The organism is Phycisphaerales bacterium (assembly GCA_040217175.1).
GTDB lineage: Bacteria > Planctomycetota > Phycisphaerae > Phycisphaerales > UBA1924 > JAHCJI01.
Genome location: JAVJNT010000002.1, coordinates 277,094 through 299,851 on the forward strand (window position 1 = coordinate 277,094; position 22,758 = coordinate 299,851).

At 68.6% G+C, this 22,758-nt stretch carries 27 protein-coding genes; all 27 read right to left on the minus strand.

What is annotated here, in order from left to right:
- Positions 1 to 17: 17 nt before the first annotated feature.
- On the minus strand, positions 18 to 272 hold the full coding sequence (locus RIA68_08245) for a flagellar biosynthetic protein FliQ (protein ID MEQ8317429.1): 255 nt from the start codon (positions 270 to 272) through the stop codon (positions 18 to 20).
- Positions 273 to 282: 10 nt separating this feature from the next.
- Positions 283 to 1,278: a flagellar type III secretion system pore protein FliP gene (gene fliP / locus RIA68_08250; GenBank protein ID MEQ8317430.1), complete on the minus strand. Its 996-nt coding sequence runs from the start codon at positions 1,276 to 1,278 to the stop codon at positions 283 to 285.
- Complete coding sequence (locus RIA68_08255) at positions 1,275 to 1,985, minus strand: flagellar biosynthetic protein FliO (GenBank protein MEQ8317431.1); 711 nt, start codon at positions 1,983 to 1,985, stop codon at positions 1,275 to 1,277. Before RIA68_08255 ends, fliP begins: the two co-directional genes overlap by 4 nt.
- Positions 1,986 to 2,076: 91 nt before the next feature.
- Entirely contained in the window at positions 2,077 to 2,784 is a 708-nt protein-coding gene (gene fliN / locus RIA68_08260; protein ID MEQ8317432.1) for a flagellar motor switch protein FliN, read from the minus strand.
- A 103-nt stretch (positions 2,785 to 2,887) separates the two neighbouring features.
- Complete coding sequence (locus RIA68_08265; GenBank protein MEQ8317433.1) at positions 2,888 to 3,418, minus strand: hypothetical protein; 531 nt, start codon at positions 3,416 to 3,418, stop codon at positions 2,888 to 2,890.
- A gap of 28 nt (positions 3,419 to 3,446) precedes the next feature.
- The gene (locus RIA68_08270) at positions 3,447 to 4,193 is read right to left on the minus strand and encodes a flagellar motor protein MotB (protein MEQ8317434.1); all 747 of its coding nucleotides are present in this window, start codon (positions 4,191 to 4,193) and stop codon (positions 3,447 to 3,449) included.
- A gap of 3 nt (positions 4,194 to 4,196) precedes the next feature.
- Positions 4,197 to 4,982, minus strand: a complete 786-nt coding sequence (locus RIA68_08275; GenBank protein MEQ8317435.1) for a motility protein A — start codon at positions 4,980 to 4,982, stop codon at positions 4,197 to 4,199.
- A 115-nt stretch (positions 4,983 to 5,097) separates the two neighbouring features.
- Complete coding sequence (locus RIA68_08280; protein ID MEQ8317436.1) at positions 5,098 to 5,295, minus strand: flagellar FlbD family protein; 198 nt, start codon at positions 5,293 to 5,295, stop codon at positions 5,098 to 5,100.
- A 24-nt stretch (positions 5,296 to 5,319) separates the two neighbouring features.
- Positions 5,320 to 7,083, minus strand: coding sequence for a flagellar hook-basal body complex protein (locus tag RIA68_08285; GenBank protein ID MEQ8317437.1), 1,764 nt, complete (start codon positions 7,081 to 7,083; stop codon positions 5,320 to 5,322).
- A gap of 44 nt (positions 7,084 to 7,127) precedes the next feature.
- Positions 7,128 to 7,571: a hypothetical protein gene (locus RIA68_08290; GenBank protein MEQ8317438.1), complete on the minus strand. Its 444-nt coding sequence runs from the start codon at positions 7,569 to 7,571 to the stop codon at positions 7,128 to 7,130.
- The gene (locus RIA68_08295; GenBank protein ID MEQ8317439.1) at positions 7,568 to 7,990 is read right to left on the minus strand and encodes a flagellar hook capping FlgD N-terminal domain-containing protein; all 423 of its coding nucleotides are present in this window, start codon (positions 7,988 to 7,990) and stop codon (positions 7,568 to 7,570) included. Before RIA68_08295 ends, RIA68_08290 begins: the two co-directional genes overlap by 4 nt.
- 37 nt (positions 7,991 to 8,027) lie before the next feature.
- On the minus strand, positions 8,028 to 9,185 hold the full coding sequence (locus RIA68_08300) for a flagellar hook-length control protein FliK (GenBank protein MEQ8317440.1): 1,158 nt from the start codon (positions 9,183 to 9,185) through the stop codon (positions 8,028 to 8,030).
- A complete protein-coding gene (locus RIA68_08305) occupies positions 9,148 to 9,903 on the minus strand; it encodes a hypothetical protein (protein ID MEQ8317441.1) in 756 nt (251 codons plus the stop codon). The genes RIA68_08300 and RIA68_08305 overlap by 38 nt, the downstream gene beginning before the upstream one ends.
- Positions 9,904 to 9,906: 3 nt before the next feature.
- A complete protein-coding gene (gene fliJ, locus RIA68_08310) occupies positions 9,907 to 10,365 on the minus strand; it encodes a flagellar export protein FliJ (protein MEQ8317442.1) in 459 nt (152 codons plus the stop codon).
- A 3-nt stretch (positions 10,366 to 10,368) separates the two neighbouring features.
- Positions 10,369 to 11,724, minus strand: coding sequence for a FliI/YscN family ATPase (locus tag RIA68_08315; protein ID MEQ8317443.1), 1,356 nt, complete (start codon positions 11,722 to 11,724; stop codon positions 10,369 to 10,371).
- Positions 11,721 to 12,425: a FliH/SctL family protein gene (locus RIA68_08320; protein ID MEQ8317444.1), complete on the minus strand. Its 705-nt coding sequence runs from the start codon at positions 12,423 to 12,425 to the stop codon at positions 11,721 to 11,723. The genes RIA68_08315 and RIA68_08320 overlap by 4 nt, the downstream gene beginning before the upstream one ends.
- A gap of 19 nt (positions 12,426 to 12,444) precedes the next feature.
- Positions 12,445 to 13,482, minus strand: a complete 1,038-nt coding sequence (gene fliG / locus RIA68_08325; protein MEQ8317445.1) for a flagellar motor switch protein FliG — start codon at positions 13,480 to 13,482, stop codon at positions 12,445 to 12,447.
- A 24-nt stretch (positions 13,483 to 13,506) separates the two neighbouring features.
- A complete protein-coding gene (locus RIA68_08330) occupies positions 13,507 to 15,216 on the minus strand; it encodes a flagellar M-ring protein FliF C-terminal domain-containing protein (protein MEQ8317446.1) in 1,710 nt (569 codons plus the stop codon).
- Positions 15,217 to 15,378: 162 nt separating this feature from the next.
- Positions 15,379 to 15,687, minus strand: coding sequence for a flagellar hook-basal body complex protein FliE (gene fliE / locus RIA68_08335; GenBank protein ID MEQ8317447.1), 309 nt, complete (start codon positions 15,685 to 15,687; stop codon positions 15,379 to 15,381).
- A 50-nt stretch (positions 15,688 to 15,737) separates the two neighbouring features.
- On the minus strand, positions 15,738 to 16,154 hold the full coding sequence (gene flgC, locus RIA68_08340) for a flagellar basal body rod protein FlgC (GenBank protein ID MEQ8317448.1): 417 nt from the start codon (positions 16,152 to 16,154) through the stop codon (positions 15,738 to 15,740).
- Between the two features lie 15 nt (positions 16,155 to 16,169).
- Positions 16,170 to 16,619, minus strand: a complete 450-nt coding sequence (locus RIA68_08345) for a hypothetical protein (GenBank protein ID MEQ8317449.1) — start codon at positions 16,617 to 16,619, stop codon at positions 16,170 to 16,172.
- Between the two features lie 55 nt (positions 16,620 to 16,674).
- Positions 16,675 to 18,192: a sigma-54 dependent transcriptional regulator gene (locus tag RIA68_08350; protein MEQ8317450.1), complete on the minus strand. Its 1,518-nt coding sequence runs from the start codon at positions 18,190 to 18,192 to the stop codon at positions 16,675 to 16,677.
- Between the two features lie 5 nt (positions 18,193 to 18,197).
- Positions 18,198 to 19,115: an ATP-binding protein gene (locus RIA68_08355; protein MEQ8317451.1), complete on the minus strand. Its 918-nt coding sequence runs from the start codon at positions 19,113 to 19,115 to the stop codon at positions 18,198 to 18,200.
- Positions 19,116 to 19,117: 2 nt separating this feature from the next.
- Positions 19,118 to 19,600, minus strand: a complete 483-nt coding sequence (fliT, locus tag RIA68_08360) for a flagellar protein FliT (GenBank protein MEQ8317452.1) — start codon at positions 19,598 to 19,600, stop codon at positions 19,118 to 19,120.
- 105 nt (positions 19,601 to 19,705) lie between these two features.
- Positions 19,706 to 20,626 (minus strand): hypothetical protein, encoded by a 921-nt coding sequence (locus RIA68_08365; protein MEQ8317453.1) that lies wholly within the window; start codon positions 20,624 to 20,626, stop codon positions 19,706 to 19,708.
- 37 nt (positions 20,627 to 20,663) lie between these two features.
- Positions 20,664 to 21,545, minus strand: a complete 882-nt coding sequence (locus RIA68_08370; protein ID MEQ8317454.1) for a serine/threonine-protein kinase — start codon at positions 21,543 to 21,545, stop codon at positions 20,664 to 20,666.
- Positions 21,546 to 21,984: 439 nt separating this feature from the next.
- Positions 21,985 to 22,653: a peptidoglycan recognition family protein gene (locus RIA68_08375; protein MEQ8317455.1), complete on the minus strand. Its 669-nt coding sequence runs from the start codon at positions 22,651 to 22,653 to the stop codon at positions 21,985 to 21,987.
- Between the last annotated feature and the right edge of the window lie 105 nt (positions 22,654 to 22,758).

Genomic DNA, 22,758 nt, shown 5'->3' on the forward strand with positions numbered 1-22,758 from the left:
CAACAGTCACCGCCCCCTCAGAAGAGCCGGAACATCTCGATCGTGAACTCGACGAGTTGGATCACCATCCACGGCAAGAGCAACAGCGAGACGAGCAGCATGCCCAGGATCTTCGGTACGAACGACAGCGTCTGATCCTGGATCGACGTCAGCGACTGAAACAGGCTGATCACCAGGCCGATGATCACGCCCACGATCAGCACGGGCCCGCCCACGCGCAGCGTGAGCAGCAGCACGTCGCGCACCAGCTCCACCATCCAGTCGCTGCCCATCGCGGCCCTCCTACACGCCCGGGAGCCAGTTGATCGCGCCCACCAGCGGCGCGGCGAGCACCAACCCCTCGCCCGCCACGCGAGAAACCTGGTCGCTCAGCCGCTCGATCTGTCCCTCCAGCACGAAGCTCTCCAAGAGCGAGCCCGCGAGCAGTTGCCACCCGTCGGCCATCACGAACAACAACAGCTTGAACGGAAGGCTGATGAGCACCGGCGGCAGCATCATCATGCTCATCGAGATCAGCACGCTGGCGATCACCATGTCGATCACCAGGAATGGCAGATAGATCCGAAACCCCATCAGGAACGCGACCTTCAGCTCGCTGAGCATGTACGCCGGCACCAGCTCGGCCATGCCGACGTCGGCCCGCGTCAGCTTGCTCGGATCGCTCACGTCGTAGCCGCGATACTCCATGATGGTCAGCAGGCTCGACCAGTTGCCGGTCGCCTCGATCTGGTCGAACATGAAGTCGCGCAGCGGCCGCGCGCCCGCCTCCCACATCTGCTCGTAGTCGGTGATCTCGCCCTGCTCGTAGGGCACGATCGCCTCGTCGTAGATCCGCCCGATCGTCGGCGTCATGATGAACAGCGTCAAGAACAAGCTCAGCGCCAAGATCACCTGCCCCGGCGGCACCGTCTGCGTTCCCATCGCCTGCTTCAGCAAGCCCAGCACGATGATGATGCGGATGAACGATGTGGTCATCAGCATGATCGACGGCACCAGGGTCACGACCGTGAGCACCAGCATGATGCTCACCGCCGTGCTGATGCCGGCCCGCCCGCCCTGCTCGTCGCCCGGCAGCGCCTCGGCCGCCGCGCCGAGCACCGAGAGCGGGTTCATCCCCCCGTCGCGGCCCTCCAGCGAGCTCGCAAGCTCGCGAGCGACGTCCGACGCGGCCGGCGGAGGCATCGCGAAGTCCATCGGCGGCCCAATCTCGCCCTGCGCCCACGCCGTCGAGGCGCCCAGCGCCACCACCACCGCCGCGATGAACGCCAGCCACTTCACGCCCACACTCCCCGCCCCCGGGGCAGTGGTTCGCCGCGCGGGCCAACCTCGATGATCTCGCCGCGCTCGACGCCATCTACCTCGGCGTCGCCGCCCTGGAATCGCTCGAGCGCCTGACGGAAGCGAACCGACACGCTCTCGCTCGCCTCGTCGCGCGTCTGACGCAGGATGGCCGCGACCTCGGAGGGATCGTCGAACTGCGCGAGCGTGGTGAAGCTGCCGCCCTTGGCCGCCATGTTCTGGCTGAGCAGCAGCACGCGCCGATCGATCCGCAGCAGGACCAGCACCTGCCCGCGTCCGACCGGATACCGAGCCAGCACCTCCAGCACGCCGCTGGGCGCTCGCCCGCCCGGCCCCATCATCGCCGCGACCGACCCCGAGCGCCGCGACACGAACTTCGCCAATGCCGCGAGCACCAGGATCAGGCCGATTACCATCGACACCGACGCGAGCGACCTCGCCCAGCCGCCAGCCGAGGGTGTCGCGCTCCCACCGGTCGGGCCCGGCTCGCTCGGGGCGGCGAGCAGCGGAATCTCCGACTCGCTCCGCCTTGCGGCAGGAGGGGGTTCGACGAGTTCTCTTTCTGGTTGCTTGACGGCCTCGACCCGAACCGGATCGTCCATGGGCGGCCCGACCTGGCCATGCGCGCGCGGAGCGCCGGCTACCAGCGCCACCAATGCACACCATGCCACCCATCGAAACGCCATGTCGCCTTCCCTGGCTCGGCACGCGCGGGCTCCGCCGCACGATCTGTCAGTCCGCCCGGCGGAGCGATTGCCCCGCCGTCCACCCGGTCCCTTACGAAGCCGCTTCCTCGGTCAGCTCCTGGCCGACCGTGTCGATGATCTCGTTCACGCGGATGCAGAAGTTGTCGTTCAGCACCAGAACCTCGCCCCGGGCCACGAGTCGATCGTTCACGTAGACGTCCAGCGGGTCGCCGGCCAGCTTGTCGAGCTCGACCACCGCGCCCGAGTTCAACCGCAGCACGTCCTCCACCAGCATCCGCGTCCGCCCCAGCTCGATGCGCACGTCGAGCTGTACATCGGCCAGCATGTCCAGGCCGTGCTGGGCACCGCTGACGCTCGAAAGGTCGAAGTCGGGCAGTTCCAGCTTGGCGCCCTCGCCACCGCCCTGCTGGGCGGCCTTGAGCGCCGCCTGCACCACCGAATCGGCGACCGTCTCGCACCCACCGCTCTCGCCCGGCGCCTTCTCATCACCCAGAGCCGCATCGGCCTCGGCCTGGATGCTGGAAAGCGCCTCCTTGGCTGCTTCCAAAGCCTCGGAGGTCGAGTCGTCTCCGTCTCCATCGGTCGCGTCGCCCGCGGCATCGCCCGCGGCGCTCTCGCCCTGTGGCGGATCGCCCGGGTCGCCCTGGGCCGACGGCTCCTGCTCGGACTGTTCTTCGGGCCGCTCTTCGGGCATCCTGCTCACCTTCACGCCGAGGCGTGCGCGGGTCTCGATCGGGCCGGCGCATGCCGGCACGAAGACGCCGGGCTCCGCCGGCATGTGCCAACATCGGAGCCGGGGCCCGGTCGTCCGCAGCTTTTGCCAATCGGCGCGCACCACTGTGCGAGCACCGCGCAATACCTGCGCTCCCCCGTCGAGGGACTCAGTTCCGCGGGAAGCCTCGGAGCTTGGCGATCACCAGCCGCTCGACCCTCGGCAGCCCGTCGGCGTCGTTGCCAAAGACGTCGTTGATGAGCGCCGTGAGCTGGCGAGACCCGGTGCGGAAGTCGGGCTCACGCAGCTCGGTCAGCTTCGCCCGGCGGAAGATCTGCGTGATGCCTTCCTGGATCTCGGCCGTACGCTGCTCGAGCTGCTTCTGTACGTAGTCCTGGTTCTTCCGGCGGACCTTCAGGAAGATCTGGGCCTCCCAGATCCAAACCTGGTTGCTCGTCATGTTCTGGTACTGCTCGTCGGTCAGCAGCACCTCCACCAGGGCCTCGGGGTCCTCGTCTTCGCTCACGATCTCGGCCGCCGCGTCCTTCGGTCCGCCGCTCATCATCGTGATGAACAGGAACACGCCCACGCCCTCGACGGCCATGATCGCCGCGATCACCGCCAGGAGCTTGATGGACGGCCCCTTCTTCCCCTCGGGAGCCTCGGCGTTCTCGGTGTCCTTGGGTGCCTCGTCGGCCATGCCTGTCCTCCGCCAATCGTGTTATCGGCTACGGCCGCCCGGTCCAATTGGGATCGGGATGCGTCTCGTCCGGGTTGATCTCGGTGCGGATCACCTGCACCCGGCGATTCGACGCGGCCGCCGCGCCCGGCCCGCGGGCCGCCACCATGGGCTCGCCATCGGCCTTTGCCTCGAGCTCCATGAGCCTCGGATCGAGCCCGACCTCAGCCACCAGGTAGTCCATGACCGCCCTGGCCCTGCGATAGGAAAGATCGTAAAAGTCCAACCCCGAGATCTGGTCTTCGGCGCCCCAGGCGTGCCCGCGGACCTCGATCTTGACGCGGTGGCCCCGCAGCGCCGGGCCGATCTCCTCGCGGAGTTGCCGCTGGACCCGCGGGCTGAGCTCGAACGAGCCCTCGTCGAACGTCAGGCTCGCTCCGACCGTGAACCTCAGGCCCTCGTTGATGACGTTCGTGCTCTCCTCTCGGCCGGCGATCGACTCGGTCGTGGTTTCGGCGGAGATGAATGGCTTCTCGGAAGACTCAGAGTTATCGGTATCAAGCGTGTCGACCGTGTTGAAGGGCACGTCATCGACCCGGGTCTTGCCGATGCCACCCTGGTAGCCGAAGGCTTCCTGGATGCTCCGCACCACGTCCTGGTAGTCGCGCTCCTGCTTGAGCTCGCTGAAGGCGGCTAGCAGGATGAAGAAGCACAACAGCAGCGACATCAGGTCGCCGTAGGTCACGACCCACTCGGGCACGCCCTGGGGTGGTGGCTTCTTGCGCTTCTTGGCCATGGCTCACGCCGCCTCGCGGGCCGCGACGAATGCATCTCGCTGGGCCGGCGGCAGGAACGTCAGCAGCTTGCTCTCCACCACGCGGGGGTTGTCGCCGCTCTGGATCGACATCACGCCGGTCACGATGATCGTCTTGACCAGCATTTCCTCGGCGTCCTTCGCAGCCAGCTTGTCGGCGATGGGAGACGCGAAGAGGTTCGCGATCAACGCGCCGTACAGCGTCGTGATGAGCGCCACCGCCATGCCCGGACCGATCTTGCTCGGGTCGTCCATGCTCTTGAGCATGAAGATCAGGCCCAGCAGCGTTCCGATCATGCCGAACGCCGGCGCGTACTTGGCCAGCGCGTCGAGCACGGCCTTGCCGCTCTGATGCCGCTCGGTCAGCGCATCGAGCTCGGTCTCGAGGATCGTCTCGATCAGCTCCGGATCCGTCCCGTCGACGGCCATCTTGACGCCGCGCACGATGAAGGGGTCCTTCATCTCGCTCATCAGGTTCTCGAGGCTCAGGATGCCCTCGCGACGCGCGACCTCGGCGTACTTGACGAGCTCGGCGATCGTCTCGGCCGGGTCGCCCGTCTCGTTGAAGAACGACTTCTTGACCACGCCCACAAGGCCGGTGATTCTCGCAAGCGGGAAGGAAACGACGACCGCACCGGTCGCCCCGATGATCACCACGAAAACCGACGTCGGATCGACCAGTGCCATGATGTTGCCGCCGCCGCCGATCACCACGGCGATGGCGATCGCAACCACGGCGAGGACGAGCCCTACGACGGTTCCGATATCCATGGGACGCTCGCTCCAACGGGGCACATCGATCGGCGGCACGAGCCGCACACGTTCCCCATCTTCATCGTCGCGCCTTATCGACCGCTTGAGTCCAAGATTCGGACCACGCCAGAATTCACGTCGGCGGTAACAACCGACGCAGCAGCCGCCCGTACTCCACCGAACGCGTCACGACCTCGGCCATCGGCTCCTTCACCACGATGTGGTCGCCGCTCACCAGCGTGATGGTCGTATCAGGGTTCTCTTCGATGGTCCGGATAAGCTCCGCGTTGAGCACGAACGCCTTGCCATTGAGCCTCGTGAGCGCGATCATGCCGCCGACCTCCCTGGGGACGCATTACCGCCCGAGCACGACGAGCTGCTGCAGGAGCTCGTCGGTCGTCCGGATCACGCGGGCATTCGCCGAGTAGCCGGTCTGGGCCAAAATCAGCCCGATGAACTCGCGGCTCAGATCGATGTTGGACTCCTCGAGCTGTCCGCCCAGCGTGGCTCCGGTGCCGAAGCCGCCCGGCTCGGTGATCACCGCATCGCCGCTGTTCGGCCCGCTGCGGAAGAGGTTGTCTCCCGCGTCGGCGAGCCCCTGGGCGTTGGCGAACGTCGCCAGCGCGATCTGCCCGATCGGGCGACTCAATCCGTTGGTGAACGAGCCGCTGATGATGCCGTCGGCTCCGATGCCGAATGCATTGAGCGTGCCCGCCGGTAGCCCGTCCTGATCGTCTACCGCGATGCCCGACTCGCCCTCGCCCACGTCGAGCGCCTGCAAGCGCGACCCCTCGCCCTGGAACAAGAGGTCGAATGCGAGCGGCTGGCCCGCCCCAGTCGGCGCGCGATTCAGCACCACGCCCACGGGCTCGGCCTGCCGCAGGTTGCCGTTGGTGTCGAACTCGATGGTGCCCGTCGCCAGCGCCGTGCCGCCGGCCGCCTCATCGCTCTCGACGTAGTAGCGCCAGGTCGTGCCGGCGTCGGTCTTGTTCTCCAATACCATCGTCAGGTCGGCCAGCACCAGGCTGCCCAAGGAGTCGTACACGAAGAACGGCGTGCGCTCCGATTCACCGTCCGCCTCGCGCGTCGTCTGCGTTGCAAACGGGTTGCGTCCGGTTGTCTCTCCGTTCTCGTCAAGCACGACGAAGTCCCCGGTCTCGATGTCCAGGTCGTTCGCCGCGCCGCGATTGCCCACGATCTGGATCTGCCCGGTCGCCTCGTCGAGCGACACGCCCACCGCGCCCCCGCCGGGCTCCGGCTGGATGCCCAGGGAAGCGTTCAGGAATCCGATGAAGTCGCCGATGGTCGTCGCTGCGCCGATCGCCAGCGCCGCGATGGGCAGCGTTCGGCCACCCTTCTCCGCCCCACGGACCTGGACGCCATCACCCACGGTGGATTGCTCGCCGAGTTGCAGCGTCTGCCCCTCGAGGAACATCGCCGCCCCCGCGCCGCGCTGCGCCGGGTCTTCGAGCCCCACCAGCGGCGTATCGACCGTGAGCGGGGCGCCGTCGATCGAGGCGAGCCCCAGCCCGTCGCCGCCGGACAGCACCGTCCGCGAGCCCTGCTGCGCTACTTCGCCACCCGCGTCGAGCACGCCGTCGAAGCGCACCGTCGACGTCGCCTCGGCGATCGTCAGCGATCCGAGCTCGATCTCGACGTCTTGGAGCTGGCCGCGCTGCACCTCGAAGCTGTCGTTGATGCCCCAGCCCTGCACACGCTCGCCGTTGAGCGTGACCAACTCGTTGTTCTCGTTCAGCGTGAACGCGCCGGCCCGGCCGTAGAAGCGCTCGTCTCCGCCACGCAGCACGAAGAAGCCCGCGCCGTCGATCGCTACGTCCGTGGGCACGCCGGTGGGCGAGATCGTGCCGCTGCCCATATCGCGCTGGATGCCGGCGATCTTCGTGCCGGTGCCCACTTGGTGCGGATTGGTCCCGCCCAGATCGGCCGACGGCTCGCTGCCGATGCTGAACGTCCGCGGGTTCTGGTTGGCCTGGTGCATCCGTGCACCCTTGAAGGCCGTCGTATTGACGTTCGCGATGTTGTTGCCGATGACGTCGAGCCGTCGCGTCTCGACGTTCAGCCCGCTCAGGCTGGAAAACAGGGCCGTGGTCGAAGCCATGGGTCACGTTCCTTCGCGCCGCGTTTGAATCGCGACGATTGTTCCTACGAAATCGGGGCGCCACCCGGGGCCAGCTGCCGCAGCAGCGCGTCGCCGCTGGCCGCACTTGCCTCGCCTGACCCGGCCGACAACACAACGTCGACGTCGGTCATCATCGCGCTGTCGGCCGGCGTGCTCGCGAGCGCCGTGCGGCTCTCGACGTCGAGCCTGATCACCATGCCGTCCATCAGCACCGCCGCGGTCTGGGCGCCCTGCGCTTCGGCGACGTCGGCCGCGTACGACAACCGCTCGAGCTGATCCGCGCTCAGGTCGACGCCGAGCTCGGCGCCCGACACAACGACGCGACCACTCCCCAGCTTCCCGCTGCGAGCGGCATCGAGCGCGTCCTGGAATCCAGCACCATCAGGGGCCTTCTCGCCTCCACCCAGGCCAAGCAGCCTCGTGCCGAGGCCAACCAGACTCAGCAGGTCGAGCGGCGTACCGGTCATGGCAGCAGCTCCGCGTACTCGCCCACGCCCGTCAGCCGATCGAGCGGCAGCGTCGAGCCATCCTGCAGCAGCAGCGTCGGCGCGCCATCACGCGTGCGCACGGCGGCCACTGTACCCACGATCGTCTGGTCCGCTTCATCGATGCCCTCGACACGACGCCCGACCATCGACGTCGCGCTCGCCAGACGATTGTCCGTCACGAGCGACTCGAGCTTCTCGGTCAGTTGCAGGTCGCTCTCGATCGATCGCACGCTCGAGAGCTGCTGCACCAACGCATTCGTGTCGTTGGGCGCCAGGGGGTCCTGGGCCTGCAGTTCCGCGAGGATGATGCCCAGGAACTCCTGGGAATCGAGCTCGCCCATGCGATTGGTCTGAGTCGCGCCCGAGGCAAGCCCCGAGCCGGCGGAAATAGCGCTCATGCGACGCACTCCGGGAGCACACGAAGCCGGGCCATGCCTACGCGATGGCGTTCAGCCTCACCGTTCCCAACGCCCGCCAGGGCTCCGCCCCGGCGACCGCCAGCCCGTCATCATCTCGCGTCGCTCCGCGCCGCGACCCGCCGTCCGCCCCGTCGCCATCGGACGATCCTCGCCCGTCACGTTCGCCGGCAAACGCTTGGCCATCCTGGCCCCCATCGGCTCCGCCGTCGCGATCCATCGCAAGCCGCGTACCAGCCTGCGTCGGCTCCTCGATCAGCCTCACGTCGATCCGCTCGACCGTCAGCCCGCGCGACTCGAGCTGCTGCCGCAGCACGTCGCGCGAGCCCTCCAGCATTCGCTGCGCCTCGGCGTGCCGTGCCTCGAACGTCGCGGTCACCTGGTTCTGCTGCACCTGCACGCGCACGCTGAGCTGGCCCAGGTTCTCCGGACGGAGCCGGAGCGTGACCTCGCCGTTGCCCGAGCGCAGCGCCTGCGCCAGGCCGCGACCGACCTGGGCCTGGAACGCCTTCTCGAAGCGCAGCGTCTGGTCGGCGCGCTGCGGCACGCTCGGTGCACGCCCGCGGGCCGCGCCACCCTGCGGCCCGCGAGCGGCGTCCACGGTGCCCACTTGCGAGCTCTGTACACCCGCGCGGGCGCCGGCCGCGACCGCGGTCGAAGCGGTCGAGACCGAGGCAGCAACTGCCTGGGCACGCTGCTGCACGACTGCGTGCTCCGGAGTCGAACGCTGCTCGCCGCGTGATATCTGATCACCTGACGGTTGCGGCGGATCTTGCGGCACCGGCTGGTTCTCGAACTGAGAGCGAGCAGCCATCGCAGGGTCGTGCGTGGAGGCTCGGACCTCGGCCGCGGGCGTCTGCGGGCCATTGGTCGGCCGCGTCGCCTCGCTGACCAGTTGCTCCAGCCGACCGCGCGGTTCCTGCGCCCCTTGTCCGAGATTTTGCGCGGTCTGGCGCGGTTGCTGCCGGTTCTCGCGTGCGTCCTGGGCGTTCCACTCGGCCGCCGAGTCGTTACGCGCTTCGCCGCGCACGATGCCGGCCTCGCCCGCCTGCAGCGCGCCCAGCAGCATGCCAAAGGTCGCCGCATCGCCCTGTACGCGTACCTCGCGCTCCTTCGCGGAGCGCTGCGGACGCTCGGCGTCAGGGACCTTCGGGCTGAGCTGGACCTGCTGCTGCATCGGCGACCTCCGGCGCTACGCCGTCCGTTCGCAGTCGCTCCAGCAAAACCGCGGCCAACGAGGCGTCGTTCTTCTCGAACTCGGCCATCACCTTGTTCCGCTGCCGGCCATCCATCGACCGCAGGTACTCCACCACCATCGCACGGCCGTCGAGCTCGCCCTCGGCGGGCTCGGCCTGCCCGTCCCACATCGCCATCAACACGTTGTGCGCCGACGGGGCGCGTAGGCCCTGCAGCGTGTCAACGGCGGTACGGAATTGCTCCTGGCCGAGCAACTGATCCCGCTCGGCGATGCGTGCCTCGAACGCCTCTCGCTGCATCTCGATGGCCTGCGCAAGCCGATCGGTCTCCTGCCGCTCGCGGGCGAGCAGGTCCCGCAAGTCTTCCAGCTCGCGCATGGCCCGCGTCATACGCTGGTCGGCCGCCATCGCCGCTTCCTGCTGCAGGCGAACGAGCTCATCGGCCGTCATGGGCGAGGTCATCAGCGTGTTCACGCGGTCGCGGAGCTCTTCGACCTCCTGCTGGCGCGCTTCCTCTTCCGCGGTCTCAGCCGCCAGGCGAGCCTGCCGCTCTTCGCCCGTCTCGGCCAGCACCTGCCTCAGAGACTCGAATCGCTCCTGGTCGAGCCGCCCGGTCATGCCCAGCCAGCCGGCGAACGCCCCGATCGCAATCAGGTTCGCGATCGCCAGCACCGACGCGATGGTCCACAGGTTCCGCATCGTCTAGCCCTCCGCCGCGCCCGCGTGCCCGCGACGCATGACCGCAAGGTCGTCCAGTTCCTGCCGCTCGGCCTTCTCGAGCTCGGCCACCCACGCCCGATGCCGCCGCTCGCGCAGCCGTTCGATAGCCTCGCGGCGCACCGCTGCCTCGCGCAGCAACTCGCGCGCCCGGTCGACGCGCTTCTGCACGCCCGCCAGCTTTACCGCCAGCGATCGAGCCCTTCGATCGGCCCCGAGCTCTCCCGCCACGTGCTCCCGCAGCGATCGGGCCGATACGCGTCCGACCATGAGCGACCGCGAGACCTCCCGCTCTGCCTCGACCGTCGCACGAAGTTTGGCGATCTCGGCTTCGATGTCGCTGCGCTCGCGCTGCACCGACGCCAGCAGCGCCTGAGCGTTACGCTCGTCGCGTCGCCGCTGCTCCAGCACCGCCTGCAACTCGAACACGAACCGCCGCGTCACGCCTTAGCCTCCCGTGCCCAGCTTCTTCGAGATTTCCTCGCCCAGGGCAAGCAGTCGCTGCCGGGCCTCGTCGAACGCGCCGGCATCGTCCACCGTTTGCTGCAAGAGCCCATCGATCGCCGGCATGAGCTCGATCGCCGCGTCGACCTCGACGCTCGAGCCCTTGGCGTACGCGCCGATCCGGATCAGGTCCTCGGACTTCGCGTACGCCGCCAGCAGCCGGACCACCAGCTCGCGGGCCCGTGCATGCTCGTCGTCCATCAGCCGCGTCGCGAGCCGGCTGACCGAACCGAGCACGTCGACCGCAGGGTAGTGCCCGCGCGTTGCCAGCTCGCGCGAGAGCAGTACGTGGCCATCGAGCACGCCGCGCACCGCGTCGGACACCGGCTCGTTGAAGTCGTCGCCCTCGACGAGCACCGTATACATGCCCGTGATCGATCCGACCCGCCCGTCGTCCAGTTCCACGGCTCCGGCGCGCTCGAGCATCGACGCCATCTGCGCGAAGACGCCGGGCGTGTAGCCACGGCTTGTCGGTGGCTCGCCCGCGGCAAGCCCGATCTGTCGCAACGCGTGGGCGTACCGCGTCAGCGAGTCCATCACCAGCAGAACGCTTCGGCCCAGATCGCGGAAGTGCTCGGCCACGGCGCATGCCGAACGCGCCGCTCGCGCGCGCACCAGCGGCGATTCGTCCGCCGTTGCGCACACGACGACGCTGCGCTCCAGGCCGCGCTCGCCGAGCGCATCTTCGATGAACTCCCGCACCTCGCGGCCGCGCTCACCGATGAGCGCCACGACTACGACGTCCGCGTCGGTCTGCCGCGTGATCTGTCCGAGCAGCGTGCTCTTGCCGACGCCCGGCCCCGCGAAGATGCCCATCCGCTGTCCGCGGCCGATGGTCGCCATCAGGTCGATCGATCGCACGCCGGTCCTCAGCGGCGCGTTGATCGGCTCGCGAGACATCGGCCCAACGCGCATCGCATCGAGCGGCGCCCAGCCCTGCTCGCGCGGCGCGGGCCGACCGTCCAGCGGCCGGCCCATCGCGTCGATCACCCGCCCGAGCAACCCGGGCCCGACCGCCACGCTCGCCCACGCTTGCAAGCCTTCGACGGCGTCGCCTGCGCGGATGCCCTCGCCCCGGCCCATGAGCATCACGATCGCTCGCTCGTCGGCCAGGCCCACGATCTCGCCGAGTTGCTCGCCACCCCCGGCCAGGGAGGTACGCACGCGCACGACCGAGCCGACCGGCATCGCCAGCCCGCTTACCAGCAGCGTCGCGCCGCGCAGCGCCGACACCCGGCCCGACACGCCCATCGGGATCGTCGCATCGAGCGCGACGCCCGCCCGTTCCAGTACGCTCACGACGACTCGCCCGGCAGGAGCGCACCGACGATGCGTTCGAGCTGCGTCTCGATGGTCCCGTCGATGCGCGACTCGTCTGCCTCGACGATCACCGAGCCGTGCGACAGCGCCTCGTCCTCGACGAGTTCCACGCTCGCCGACTCACCCAGCCGATCGGCGAACGCCGGCATCGCCTCGCGCACGGCTCGGGCATCCGTCGGCGATACTCGTACGCGGAGGCGGCCTGGTCGCATCGCGAGCCCGATGGCTTCCCCGAGTTGCCGCGCCGCGGCCTGCTCGTCGACCTCGATCGCACGCTTCGCGACACGTTCGCCAAGCTTCACGGCCAACGACACCACGCCGCGCTCCGCCTCGGAGTGCAGCGCATCCCGCCGTTTCTCAAAGGCTGCAAGCGCTTCTTGCCATGCCGCCTCCAGCCGCTGGAACACCGGCTGCTGCGACGTCAGCGCGGCTGCGCGGCCGTCCTCGTGGCCCTTCGAACGGCCTTCTTCCAGGCCCCTCTCGAGCCCCTCGGCGTGTCCCTGCTCGACGGCGCCGGAGATCAACCGCTCCCGTTCGGCCTTGGCCTCTTCGATGATCCGATCGGCCTCGCGGCGCGCACGATCCACCATCGCTTCGCCCTGCCGCGCCAGGTCGCCAAGGTCGAGCACGACCGCCTCGCGCGCGATCGTCGCCGCATCGGCACGCGGGATCATCGGCATGGGAGCGCCTCCGTCACCGTCAGACCACCAGCTCGGAGTCGCCGCGGCCCTGGATCATCACGTCGCCGGCTTCCTCGAGCCTGCGCACGATGTCGACGATGCGCTGCTGGGCCGTCTCCACGTCGCTGATGCGCACGGGGCCCATGAACTCCATGTCTTCCTTGATCATCTCGGCCGCACGCGCCGACATGTTGCCGAAGATCTTCTGCTGCAGCTCTTCCGACGCGGTCTTGAGCGCCAGGCCCAGCTCGTCGTTGTCGACCTCCTTGAGCACGGCCTGGATGCCCTTGTCGTTCACCAGCAGGATGTCCTCGAACACGAACATCAACCGCCGGATCTGCTCGACCAGGTCGGGGTCCTCCGATTCGAGGCCCTCCATGATCGCCTTCTCGGTCGAGCGATCGGCGAGATTCAGCATCTCGGCCACCGTGGGCACGCCGCCGCTCTTCTCCATGCTCTGCATGAGCATGTTGCTCAGCCGGCTCTCCAGGCCCTTCTCGACCTCGCGGATGACCTCGGGGTTGGTCTGCTCCATGTTCGCGATGCGCTTGATGACCTCGATCTGCTTTTGCATGGGCAGGCCCACGAGGATCTCCGCCGCCTTGTGGTGGCTCAGGTGGCACAGGATCAGCGCGATCGTCTGCGGGTGCTCGTCCTGGATGAAGGTCAGCAGGTTCTCGCTCTCGGCGCGCTGCAGGAAGCTGAACGGCGTCTTCTGGACCTGCGTCTGGATCTGCGCGAGCACCTTGCTCGCCTGCTCGGGCTCGAGCGAGTTCAGCAGCAGGTCTTTCGCGAAGTCGAGGTTGCCCTCGCCCGCGAACTCGTTGGCAACGGTGAGGTCGTAAAACTCCTTGACGACCGCTTCCTGCAGCTTGCTGGGCACGCGTCCGAGGCTCGCAAGCTCGCGCGTTACCTCCTCGACCGTCTCGGCGGGCATCGCCTTCAGCACGATCGCTGCACGCTCGGTACCGACCGCCAGCAGCAAGATCGCCGACTTCGTCGCGCCGTCGAGATCGATCGCGTTCGTCGGCAGTTTTTCGTGCGGCTTGCGGGGCACGGCGTACTCCAGGCCCGGGCGGGCTCAATCGTGGCTCGCGGCCACCCAGCTCTGCAACAGCGACGCGGCCGTCTCGGGCGAAGACGAGACCAACTCCCCGACCTGGTCGAGCATCTTGCCCGCCCGCACCTGCTCCTCGTCCAGTTCGATGCCCGACATCGGCACGTCGCCCTCTTCGGCCTCGCCGTACAGGTCGCTGTCGCCCTGCAGCGCGGGCGGGATGCCGACCAGTTCCTCGGCCGTCGGCAGCTCGGTCTTCTTCGTCGCCTTGCGCACCAGCAAAGCCATCATGGCCACGCTCACCAGCGCCAGAACGCCGAGAACGGCCTTGTCGATCAATCCACCGCCCGCCAGACCCATGAACCCGCCCGCGCCGCCGCCGCCCGCACCGCCGAGCCCGAAGCCCCCGCCACCGGTCTGCATGCCGGCCAGCCTCACGTCGCTGCGCATCGAGACGGTCACCGCCACGTCCGCCGGATCGCCGGCCACGACGTTGCCCAGGACGAGCTGGATGCGAGATTCGAGGTCGCTCCTCACCAGGTCAAACCGGCTTGCGATCGCCTCTGCCGACGGAGGCGTGGGTTCTTCGCCCTCGGCCGCGGGCGGTTGGTCCTGCTCGAGCAGACGAACGACGTAGCTACGCGGCACGCCGAGCATCACCGAGACGTTCTGCAGGTCGCCACCCGGATCCTCGACGTTCTCCATCGTCGACGGGAAGCGATTCTCCAGCTCGGTGTCTTCGGTCGTTTCCGTCGACGACGTCCCCGTCGCCGAGCCCTGGCTCACAGAGAGCGGCTCGTTCGATCGCGTACCCGCGACGGCGCCCTGGACCGGCCCCTGCATGATCCGCTCTGTCCGGCTCTCGCTCGTGAGTCCCGACAGCGGCTTCTCGTAGGTCTGGCTCTGCCGCGTCCGCCGCGCGTTGTCCACCCGGGTCAAGACCGCAATGGTCAATCCGGGGATATCGTTCAGGAAGTCTGCGATCTTTTCCTCGAGCACGCCCTCCAGCACGAGCTGCTGGTCGAGCGCCTGCTGCCGAGTCACCCGGCGGTCGTCGTACGACTTGTACCAGCGATTGCTCACGCCGTCGATGACCCTTACATCGGTGGACTCAAGGCCCGCGACCGAGCCGGCGATGCCCTCGGCGATCGCGTCGACCGACTCTTGGGAGAGCTCACCCGCAACCGGCCACACGTACACCGACGCCGAGGGCGAGCGCGACGCCCGGCCGAGACCGGCCTGCTCGGGCATGTCGATGGTCACCTGTGCGTGCCGCAGCCCCTGGAAGTACGACAGGATGTCCGAGAGGTGCTGCGAATAGATGGCCCAGAACTGCTGGTGATTGTCCTGCCGAGAGTTCATCCAGCTGCGAGACTCGACCAGCTTCTCGATGAACGAGGCGGTCTGCGGCGGCACGATCCGCTGCTCCATGAGCAGGCCCTGCACCCGCGGCACGTAGTCGGGCTGCACGAGAATCTCGCCCGCCCCGTTCGTCTCGGCGCGGATGCCTTGCTGGTCGAGCGTCGCCAGCGCCCGAGACATCTGCGCTGCGTCGCCCACCACGGCCGCAGGCACCACTGCCGTTCGGGATGCGTACTGCGAGACCAGGTAGAACGTCATCGCCACGATGATGACGACCGATGCGACCAGCAGCTTCTCGATGGTGCCCAGACGGCCGAGATAGCCCGCCACCTGGCGCAGCCGTTCCTTGGGTTGCTTGCTGGACGTCTCCACGCCGTCGCTCCCTGACGCGTTCCACGCGCACATCACGCGCTGGCGCTATGCCAGAGCGTGCATTCGTGGTCGGCTTGTCGGGTGCCCTGGCTTGAATCACCCGGGCGGGTCACGGTTCGGGGCGCACGCCTCGCGTATCCATGCGCAAGTCCTGCGCTTTCGTCACACGCGCATCTGCTGGACTTCCTGGTACGCTTCCATCACCTTGTTGCGCATCTGCTGCAAGAGCTGGAACGCCGTGTCGGCCTTCTGCGTTGCCAGCAGCACGCCCTCCAGGTCGGTCCGCTGGCCCGTCATGAGGTCCTCGACCGCCTTGTCGGCGTCCTGACGCATCTCCGAGGCCTCGCGCAGCTGCCCAAAGAGCGCCTGGCGGAATGCCTCGCCGTCGGTAGGCTGGTTCTGGACCTTGCCGGGCTGCCCGTCGCGCAAGGGTCCGGACGCGCCGCCGATCAGGCCAACTGGGTCGCTCATGACGCTCCGCCTCCGAATCTGGCCGGTCGATCACCGGCCGGCCGCACATCCTACGCGATCATCCGCAAAGCCTGGGCCAGCATCGCCTTGGTCACCTCGGCCGCCGCCACGTTCGCTTCATACGCCCGAGAGGCCTCCATCGCGTCGACCTGCTCGGCGAACGTGCTGATGTCGGGTCCAACCACGTAGCCGTTCGCATCGGCGTGCTTGCTCGAGGGGTCGTACCGCTCGCGCAATGCGTTCTCGTTCTTGTAGACCTCGCGTACGTGCACGCCAAGGCCTTGCCCGTCGCTGCTCGGGGCGGACGGGTCACCCGCCGCCAGCACGACCTCTCGCCGCAGGTACGGCGCGTAGTTGCCCCACTGGTCTTCGATGACGTTGGCGCCGGCGATGTTGGCCGATGCCGCCGTCAGCCGCACACGCTGGGCAATCATGCCGCTCGTCGAGATGTCAAGGCTGCCGAACACGCCCTACTCGCTCCTTCAGGCCACGCGCTGGCTGATCGCCGTCCGCAGCACGCCCACGCGGCTGCGCATCAAGTCCGACGCCACGCGGTACACCCCGTAGTTCTCGGTCATCGACTGCATGAGCCGCTCGACGTCGCGATCGTTGCGGTCGTGCAGCAGCACGCCGCCCACCCCGCGTGTGCCGCGCAGGGGCTCGAGCGCCAGCGCTCCATCCCGGCCCACGCGGACCTCGCGCGAACTCTCCATCCGCAGCGGGCCGTTCACGCCGCCGCTCCGATCTCGCCGCTCGGCCACGGCCTCGCCCAGGACCTTCTGGAACGCCTTGGGCGAGACGTCGACGGCCTGGAAGTTCGGCGTGGTCAGGTTCGCCACGTTGTGAGCGAGCAGGCGCTGCCGCTGCCCCGTGAAGCGCATCATCGCCTCGAGCGTGGGGATCGAACCGGCCTGGAGGGTCTTCTCGAGCATCGCATTGATCACAACCGCAAACGCCGGGCCACTCCGGGCGCGAATGCCGGGGCGCCTAGAGGTCGGCCGGCACCAGCTTCTCGTCCTTCCACTTCTTGAGCTTGATGCCCAGCGTCCGCACGCCGATGCCCAGCGCGTCGGCGGTCCGCTGGCGGTGGCCGTCGTATCGCTCGAGCGTCCGGATGATCGCATCTCGCTCCATGTCGTCGAGCGTGGTGTCGCCCGGCGCGAACACGATGGCCCGGCCCGTGGCCGACTCCATGCCTTCGCCGACGCCCACGCCGGCGCCGACCGGCCGCTCCATCGCCGGCGCGGGCTCGATCGCGACCGCCGGCCGCTGCACCGGCGTCGTCTGCCAGGCCAGCCACGGCTCGAGCATATCGCGGCGGATCGTCGCGTCCTCGTGGCGAGACCCGCCCGCGCTCAGCACGACCGCCCGCTCGCAGACGTTCTGCAACTCGCGTACGTTGCCGGGCCAGTCATAGCCGCACAGCAGGTCGACGGCCCCGGGCTCGAGCCGCACCTGCCCGCGTCCCTCGCGCCGTGCGATCTGCCCGAGGAACGTCTCGGCCAGCATCGGTACGTCCTCGAGCCGGTCCGAGAGCGCGGGCAGATGGATCGGCAGCACGTTCAGCCTGAAGAACAGGTCCTGGCGGAAGTCGCCCGCCGCCACGGCCTTGGGTAGGTCGCGGTTGCTCGTCGCCAGCACGCGCACGTCGATCGAGATCGACTGACTGCTGCCAACGCGCTCGAAGGCCCGCTCCTGCAGCACGCGCAGCAGCTTCGCCTGGATCGCCGGACTCACCTCGCTCACCTCGTCGAGCAGCAGCGTCCCGCCGTGCGCAAGCTCGAAGCGGCCCTTGCGCATCTTGTCGGCCCCGGTAAACGCCCCCTTCTCGTGGCCAAACAGCTCGCTCTCCAGCAGCGTCTCGCTCAGCGCCGCGCAGTTCACCGCCAGGAACGGCCCGGTACGCCTCGGGCTCAGTTCGTGGATCGACCGCGCGACCACCTCCTTGCCCGTGCCGCTCTCGCCCACGATCAGCACCGTGCCGTGGCTGTCGGCCACCGCCTGCACCTGCGCCTTCACGCTCCGCATTGCCGGCGACGCGCCCACGAGCCGATCAAGCCCGAACGCCGCGCCGCCCGTGGCGATCTTGCCACTGGGCTCGACCTCGGCCTGGCTGCCGTGCGCCCGCAGCACGGCGTTCTCGCGCCGCAGCTTCGCGTGCTGGATGGCCCGCTTCACGCAGATCAAGAGTTCGTCGCCCTCGAATGGCTTGGTCAGGTAGTCGAACGCGCCGAGCTTCATCGCCTCGACGGCCGTCTGCACCGAGCCGAACGCCGTCATGAGCACGACCGGCAGTTCGTCGTCGATCTTGCGCACCTGTGCCAGCAGCTCCACGCCCGTCATCCCCGGCATCTTCAGGTCGCTCACGACCGCATCGGGCCGCTGCAAGGCCACGCGGTCCAGCGCCTCCTGGCCGCTCGTGGCCGCCAGGGCCGTGAGCCCGGCGCGCCGCAGCACCGAGCACACGCTGTCGCGCATCATTTCCTTGTCGTCGACAACCAGCACCGTGCTCAAGCTGCGCCCTCCGTCACCAACGCCGGCGACCGCGCCGGCAGCGTCAATTCGAACCGGGCCCCGCCGCCCTCGGCATCGCCGGCGTCCACGCGCCCGCCGTGCGCATCCACGATGCGTTGCACCATCGCCAGCCCCAGGCCGCACCCGGTCTGCCGCGTCGTGTAGAAGGGGTTGAACATCCGCTCGACCGCGCCCGCGGGCAGGCCCGGGCCGGTGTCCTCCACGACGTACGCCACGTGCGACGAGCCCTCGAACTCCCGCATGCCCGTCGTCACGCGCACGCGACCCGGCGCTTCGCCGCTCGACTCGACGATCGCCTCGACCGCGTTGCGGATCAGGTTCGCCAGCGCCTGGGCCACCAGCCCGCCGTCGAGCTCCACGTCCGCGCTCTCGGCCCATTGCACGAGATCGAGTTCCACGCCCGCCACGTCGGCCATCATCTGGCACGTCGAAACCGCGCGCCGCGCCGGCTCGACGGCATCGACCAGCGCCAGGGTCGGCTCGAGCTCCCGCGCAAATCGCAGCACGTCGCCCACCACGCCGTCGAGCTCCCGCGCCGCCCGCAAGATCTTGCCGGCCGTCTGCCCGCACTCGCCCTCGCCCAGGTCATCGCGCAGCATCTCGGCGTGCAGCGCGATCGCCGCCAGCGGGTTGCGCACCTCGTGGGCGATGCCCGCCGCCATCTCGCCCAACGCCGCCAACCGCCGGCTGCGCTCCAGCCGCCGGTTCGCCTCGTGCAGCTCGCCCTTCAGGCGCGAGACCTCGGACCGCAATGCCTGGTGCGTCTGCTCCAGCTCGCCCGCGGCCGCGTTGAACGCCCGCATCAGCTCGGCAAGGTCCTCGGGCGTCACGGGACCGCCATCGGCCGGACCGCTCGCCAGCACGTCGGAGTCGATCGCTGTCGAACCGCCCACGCTCAGGCCTCCCGATCCTGGTGGATCGGAACGCGAGCGGTGGAGCCGCCGTACGCACGCACGGCCCCCTTGCCTCGACCGACGCCCTGCATCGTCGACTGCACCCGGTCACGCGCGCCGTCCAAGTGCTGGCGTGTCTTCGAGTCTTGCTCGTGGACGCGCGTCGCCAGCACCTTCACGCGATCGAGCCGCTCGCTCAGCGCTGCCCGGTCGGCCTCGGTCAGTTCCGCCACGAATCCTTCCCAATCCCGGCGCACGTCTTCGAGGCCCTGGTGCACGGCAACGAGTTCGTCGACCACTGCCTGCCGCTCGCCCATGAGGCGCAGCAGGTCATCGCCCTCGCCACCGGCGATGAGCTCGTCTTGCCTGGGCCCGAAGCCCGCGAGTTGGTCGTACAGCGCTGCCTGACGCTCCAGCGCCGGCAGCACCCGATCGCGCAGCAATGCCCGGGCAGACGCCGAGCCGCACGATTCGCCGTGGGTCATCCTGACCTCCAGACAGGGCGCACTCCACGCCCCGGCGGATGCCATCGACCGCTTCAGGCAAAAATCTTCAAACTCCGCGCAAGAACTGCCGTGAGGGCCGCCGAGCTACTCGAACACCGGCTCGGCCAGGCGCCGCGCTCGCGTCGGAGCCGCCTCGGGCTCGGGTGGCTCGGTCAGGTCGATGGGCAGGTACACGCCGTTGGCGTGGTCGCTGTTCAGGACCACTGCGCACGGCGGCACGAACCGCGCTCCCTCGGGCACCTTCTCGTGCCCCAGCACGAACATCGTCACGCCCCACCGCTCGACGAGATCTTCAAGGCTCTCGGCGTCGTAGTGCCGGCCCCACACCATCATGTGGGCAGAACCCGTCAGCGGCCGGTAGTCATCGTCGGTCAGCTCTCGATCCAGGATGCCGACGTCGAACCGACCCATCATCGCCGGGCTCGGCACGCTGTGGCTGCACTGGATCACCCCGCGCGGCGTCTCGCACCGAAGGGCCAGCGGCATCGCCCGCACGAACGCCTCGATCGCCGCATGCACGCGGTCGGCCTCGTCGCCAAAAACGCGGGCGACGCCGTCGTTGAACGCCTCGACCACGCGCACGCCGTCCTTCACGATGCCCGAGCCCACGATCTGGGCCAGCTCGTGGTTGGCCAGGAGCACGTGCACGTGCTCGGGGTATGCCGCCTTCAGCGACGCCACCCTCGTCAGGGCTCGGAAGCTGAAGTCGACGCCGCCCATGAGGTGCTCGCCGTGGATCAACTCGTGCAGCGTCAGGTGGCTCCGCTCGCTCTCAGCCGTTTCGTGCGGGTCGCCGTGCAGACCGGCCGCCTCGATCACCCGGCTCAGGTGCAGCGGATTGTCGTGGATGTCGCCCGTGGCCACCAGGCTCCCGGGCGCCTCGACCCAGTCGACCGAACCCCGCCGGCATGACGCGTCGTGGCTCGCCTCGGCTGCCGCCTCGAGCGTCTGGCACACCACGTCCACCGACCCAAGATCGAGATCGTCGAACGCGTATACGTCCATGCGGGGCCGTCCTTTGCCAGCGGCGGTGGCGCTTGGCTCAGCTCGCGGCCGAGCCGCGCACCGGCGTGCCCCGTTCGGCTTCGGCCCGGAGGATGCCGTGCACCAGATTCAGCCGATCGGCGACGTACGTCATCGACTCGGGACGCTTGGTCGGGTCGACCTCGACGCACTGCATGATCAGGTCGTTGAGCTTTGGGTGGATCCGCTCGTTGAGTTCCACCGCCGGCTTGGGCTTCTCGATCATGCTGTCGTCAAGCGAGCCCAGCAGCGAATTCTCGTCGGCCAGGGCCGTCGGCACACGCTTGTCGGTCAGCATCGCGTACATCGTCGCGCCGAGGTTGTAGATGTCCGTCTTGGGCGTGATGGCCCGGCGGTGCACCTGCTCGGGGGCGATGAAGTCGGGCGTGCCCTGGATCCGGGGCTTGACCGTCCCCGTCGCGCAAGACTGGCCCAGGTCGATGATCTTCACCACGCCGTCGGGCGAGACCACCACGTTGTTGGGCTTCATGTCCGCGTGCACGAACCCGCGCTCGTGCATGTGCGCCAAAGCCAGCGCTACTTGATGGAAGACGCCCAGCGCGTCGTCGAAGGTCTTGGGCGGCTTCTGGTCCAACGCCACGCCGTCGACCAGTTCCATGACTAGGAACAGGTCCTTCACCTTCAGGAGTTGCTTGCGCTTCATCATCCGCCGGATCTTGCGGATGTTGGGGTGGTCAAGCTTGCTGGCGACCTTGTACTCGTACTCGGCCTGCTCGAGGAACCGCTGGTCCTTGGGCGTCTCACGCTTTACGTGCTTCAGGGCGTAGATCTGCTTGGTCTTCTCGTCCTGCGCCAAGTAGATAATCGACGCGGCCCCGCGGCCGAGTTCGTCGAGTATCCGATGGCCTTCGATGACCTCACCCTTTCGAAGCGGCTCCACCGGTGATTGCTCCTCCCGACCCTTCCTGGGTCCCGCCGAATCACGGGAACCGATCCTCGGGCGACTCTGCCGCCCCCCATCGCGGGCCGCCAGAACGCGGTCCGAACGGGCGTCTACGGTAGCCGCTCTATCGGCCCGTCGTGGCCTCGGATTCGCTCCAACTCTGCCTCCGGGCGCGGGTTCACCCAACACGTAAACTCTCGGACGCGTGAGCGCCGCGTTTCCGGCCCTCACGCCCTGCCCCAGTGGGGCTCTCTGGCTCGATTGTTCCATGCTCCCGCGAGCGTGGAAGGCCCGGTGGACTCACGCACGCCCGACCGCGGTGGGGAACGTCGCGGTCAATGACCTTGTTCGGAAGCCAGCCTACTCGGTTGCAGCCCACGCCACGACCGTCTGGCCGCACGCTGGGCGACTTGCGTACGCAACGACCCTTACGGACTTACTGCCGGCGGACGCCAGCTTCGGCCAACCGCCGGTAGAAGCTCTCGCGGGGGAAGTACGGACCCGGGTCATCGACGCCGGCCACGTCCTCGTGGAGCAGGATGCGGTCGCTGGGGATGTCCAGCTCGCGCGCCAGCGTCGCCACCGCCGCCACGAGCCGATCCATCTGGGCACGACCGAACGCCTCCTGGCGTCCGTCGCCGATCAGGCACACGCCGATCGAATCGCGGTTGTACGCGAGGCTGTCGGGACCAGCGACGTGGGCGCCCGGCTGCTGGCGGAGCCAGCGCTCGGCCACGTGGAGCTCGCCATCGGCCATGCCTCGGCCGTTGCCGATCACGAAGTGGTAACCGAGCCCTGCGAGCCCCATCGACTGGTGCGTCCGCGCAAGCTCGGCGGCGTTGCCGTGCCGCGACCGGCTGTGGTGGATCACGATCCGCGTCCAACGCTGCTCGTCGAGGCCGACCGGCGGCACCGTAATCGCTTCGAGCGGCACGCTCGCCGCAGACGCCGCCAGCGGCGCGATGCTCCGCCCACCGACGCCCGGGGAGCGCTGGCCCTCGACCAGCACCAGCAGCGACGCGAGCACGACCATCGAGCCGGCGAAGCTCGTCAGCACCATGCCTCGACGCGATCGCAGCAGCGCGCCCAAGACGGCCTGTCCCATCGAGCGACTCGAATTGCGTGGCAGCCTGCCATCCATCGTCATTGCCGGGTCCATCCGGGAATCGAGTCCGATCAGCGTAGCGCAGCGCGCCGCACGAGAGCATCG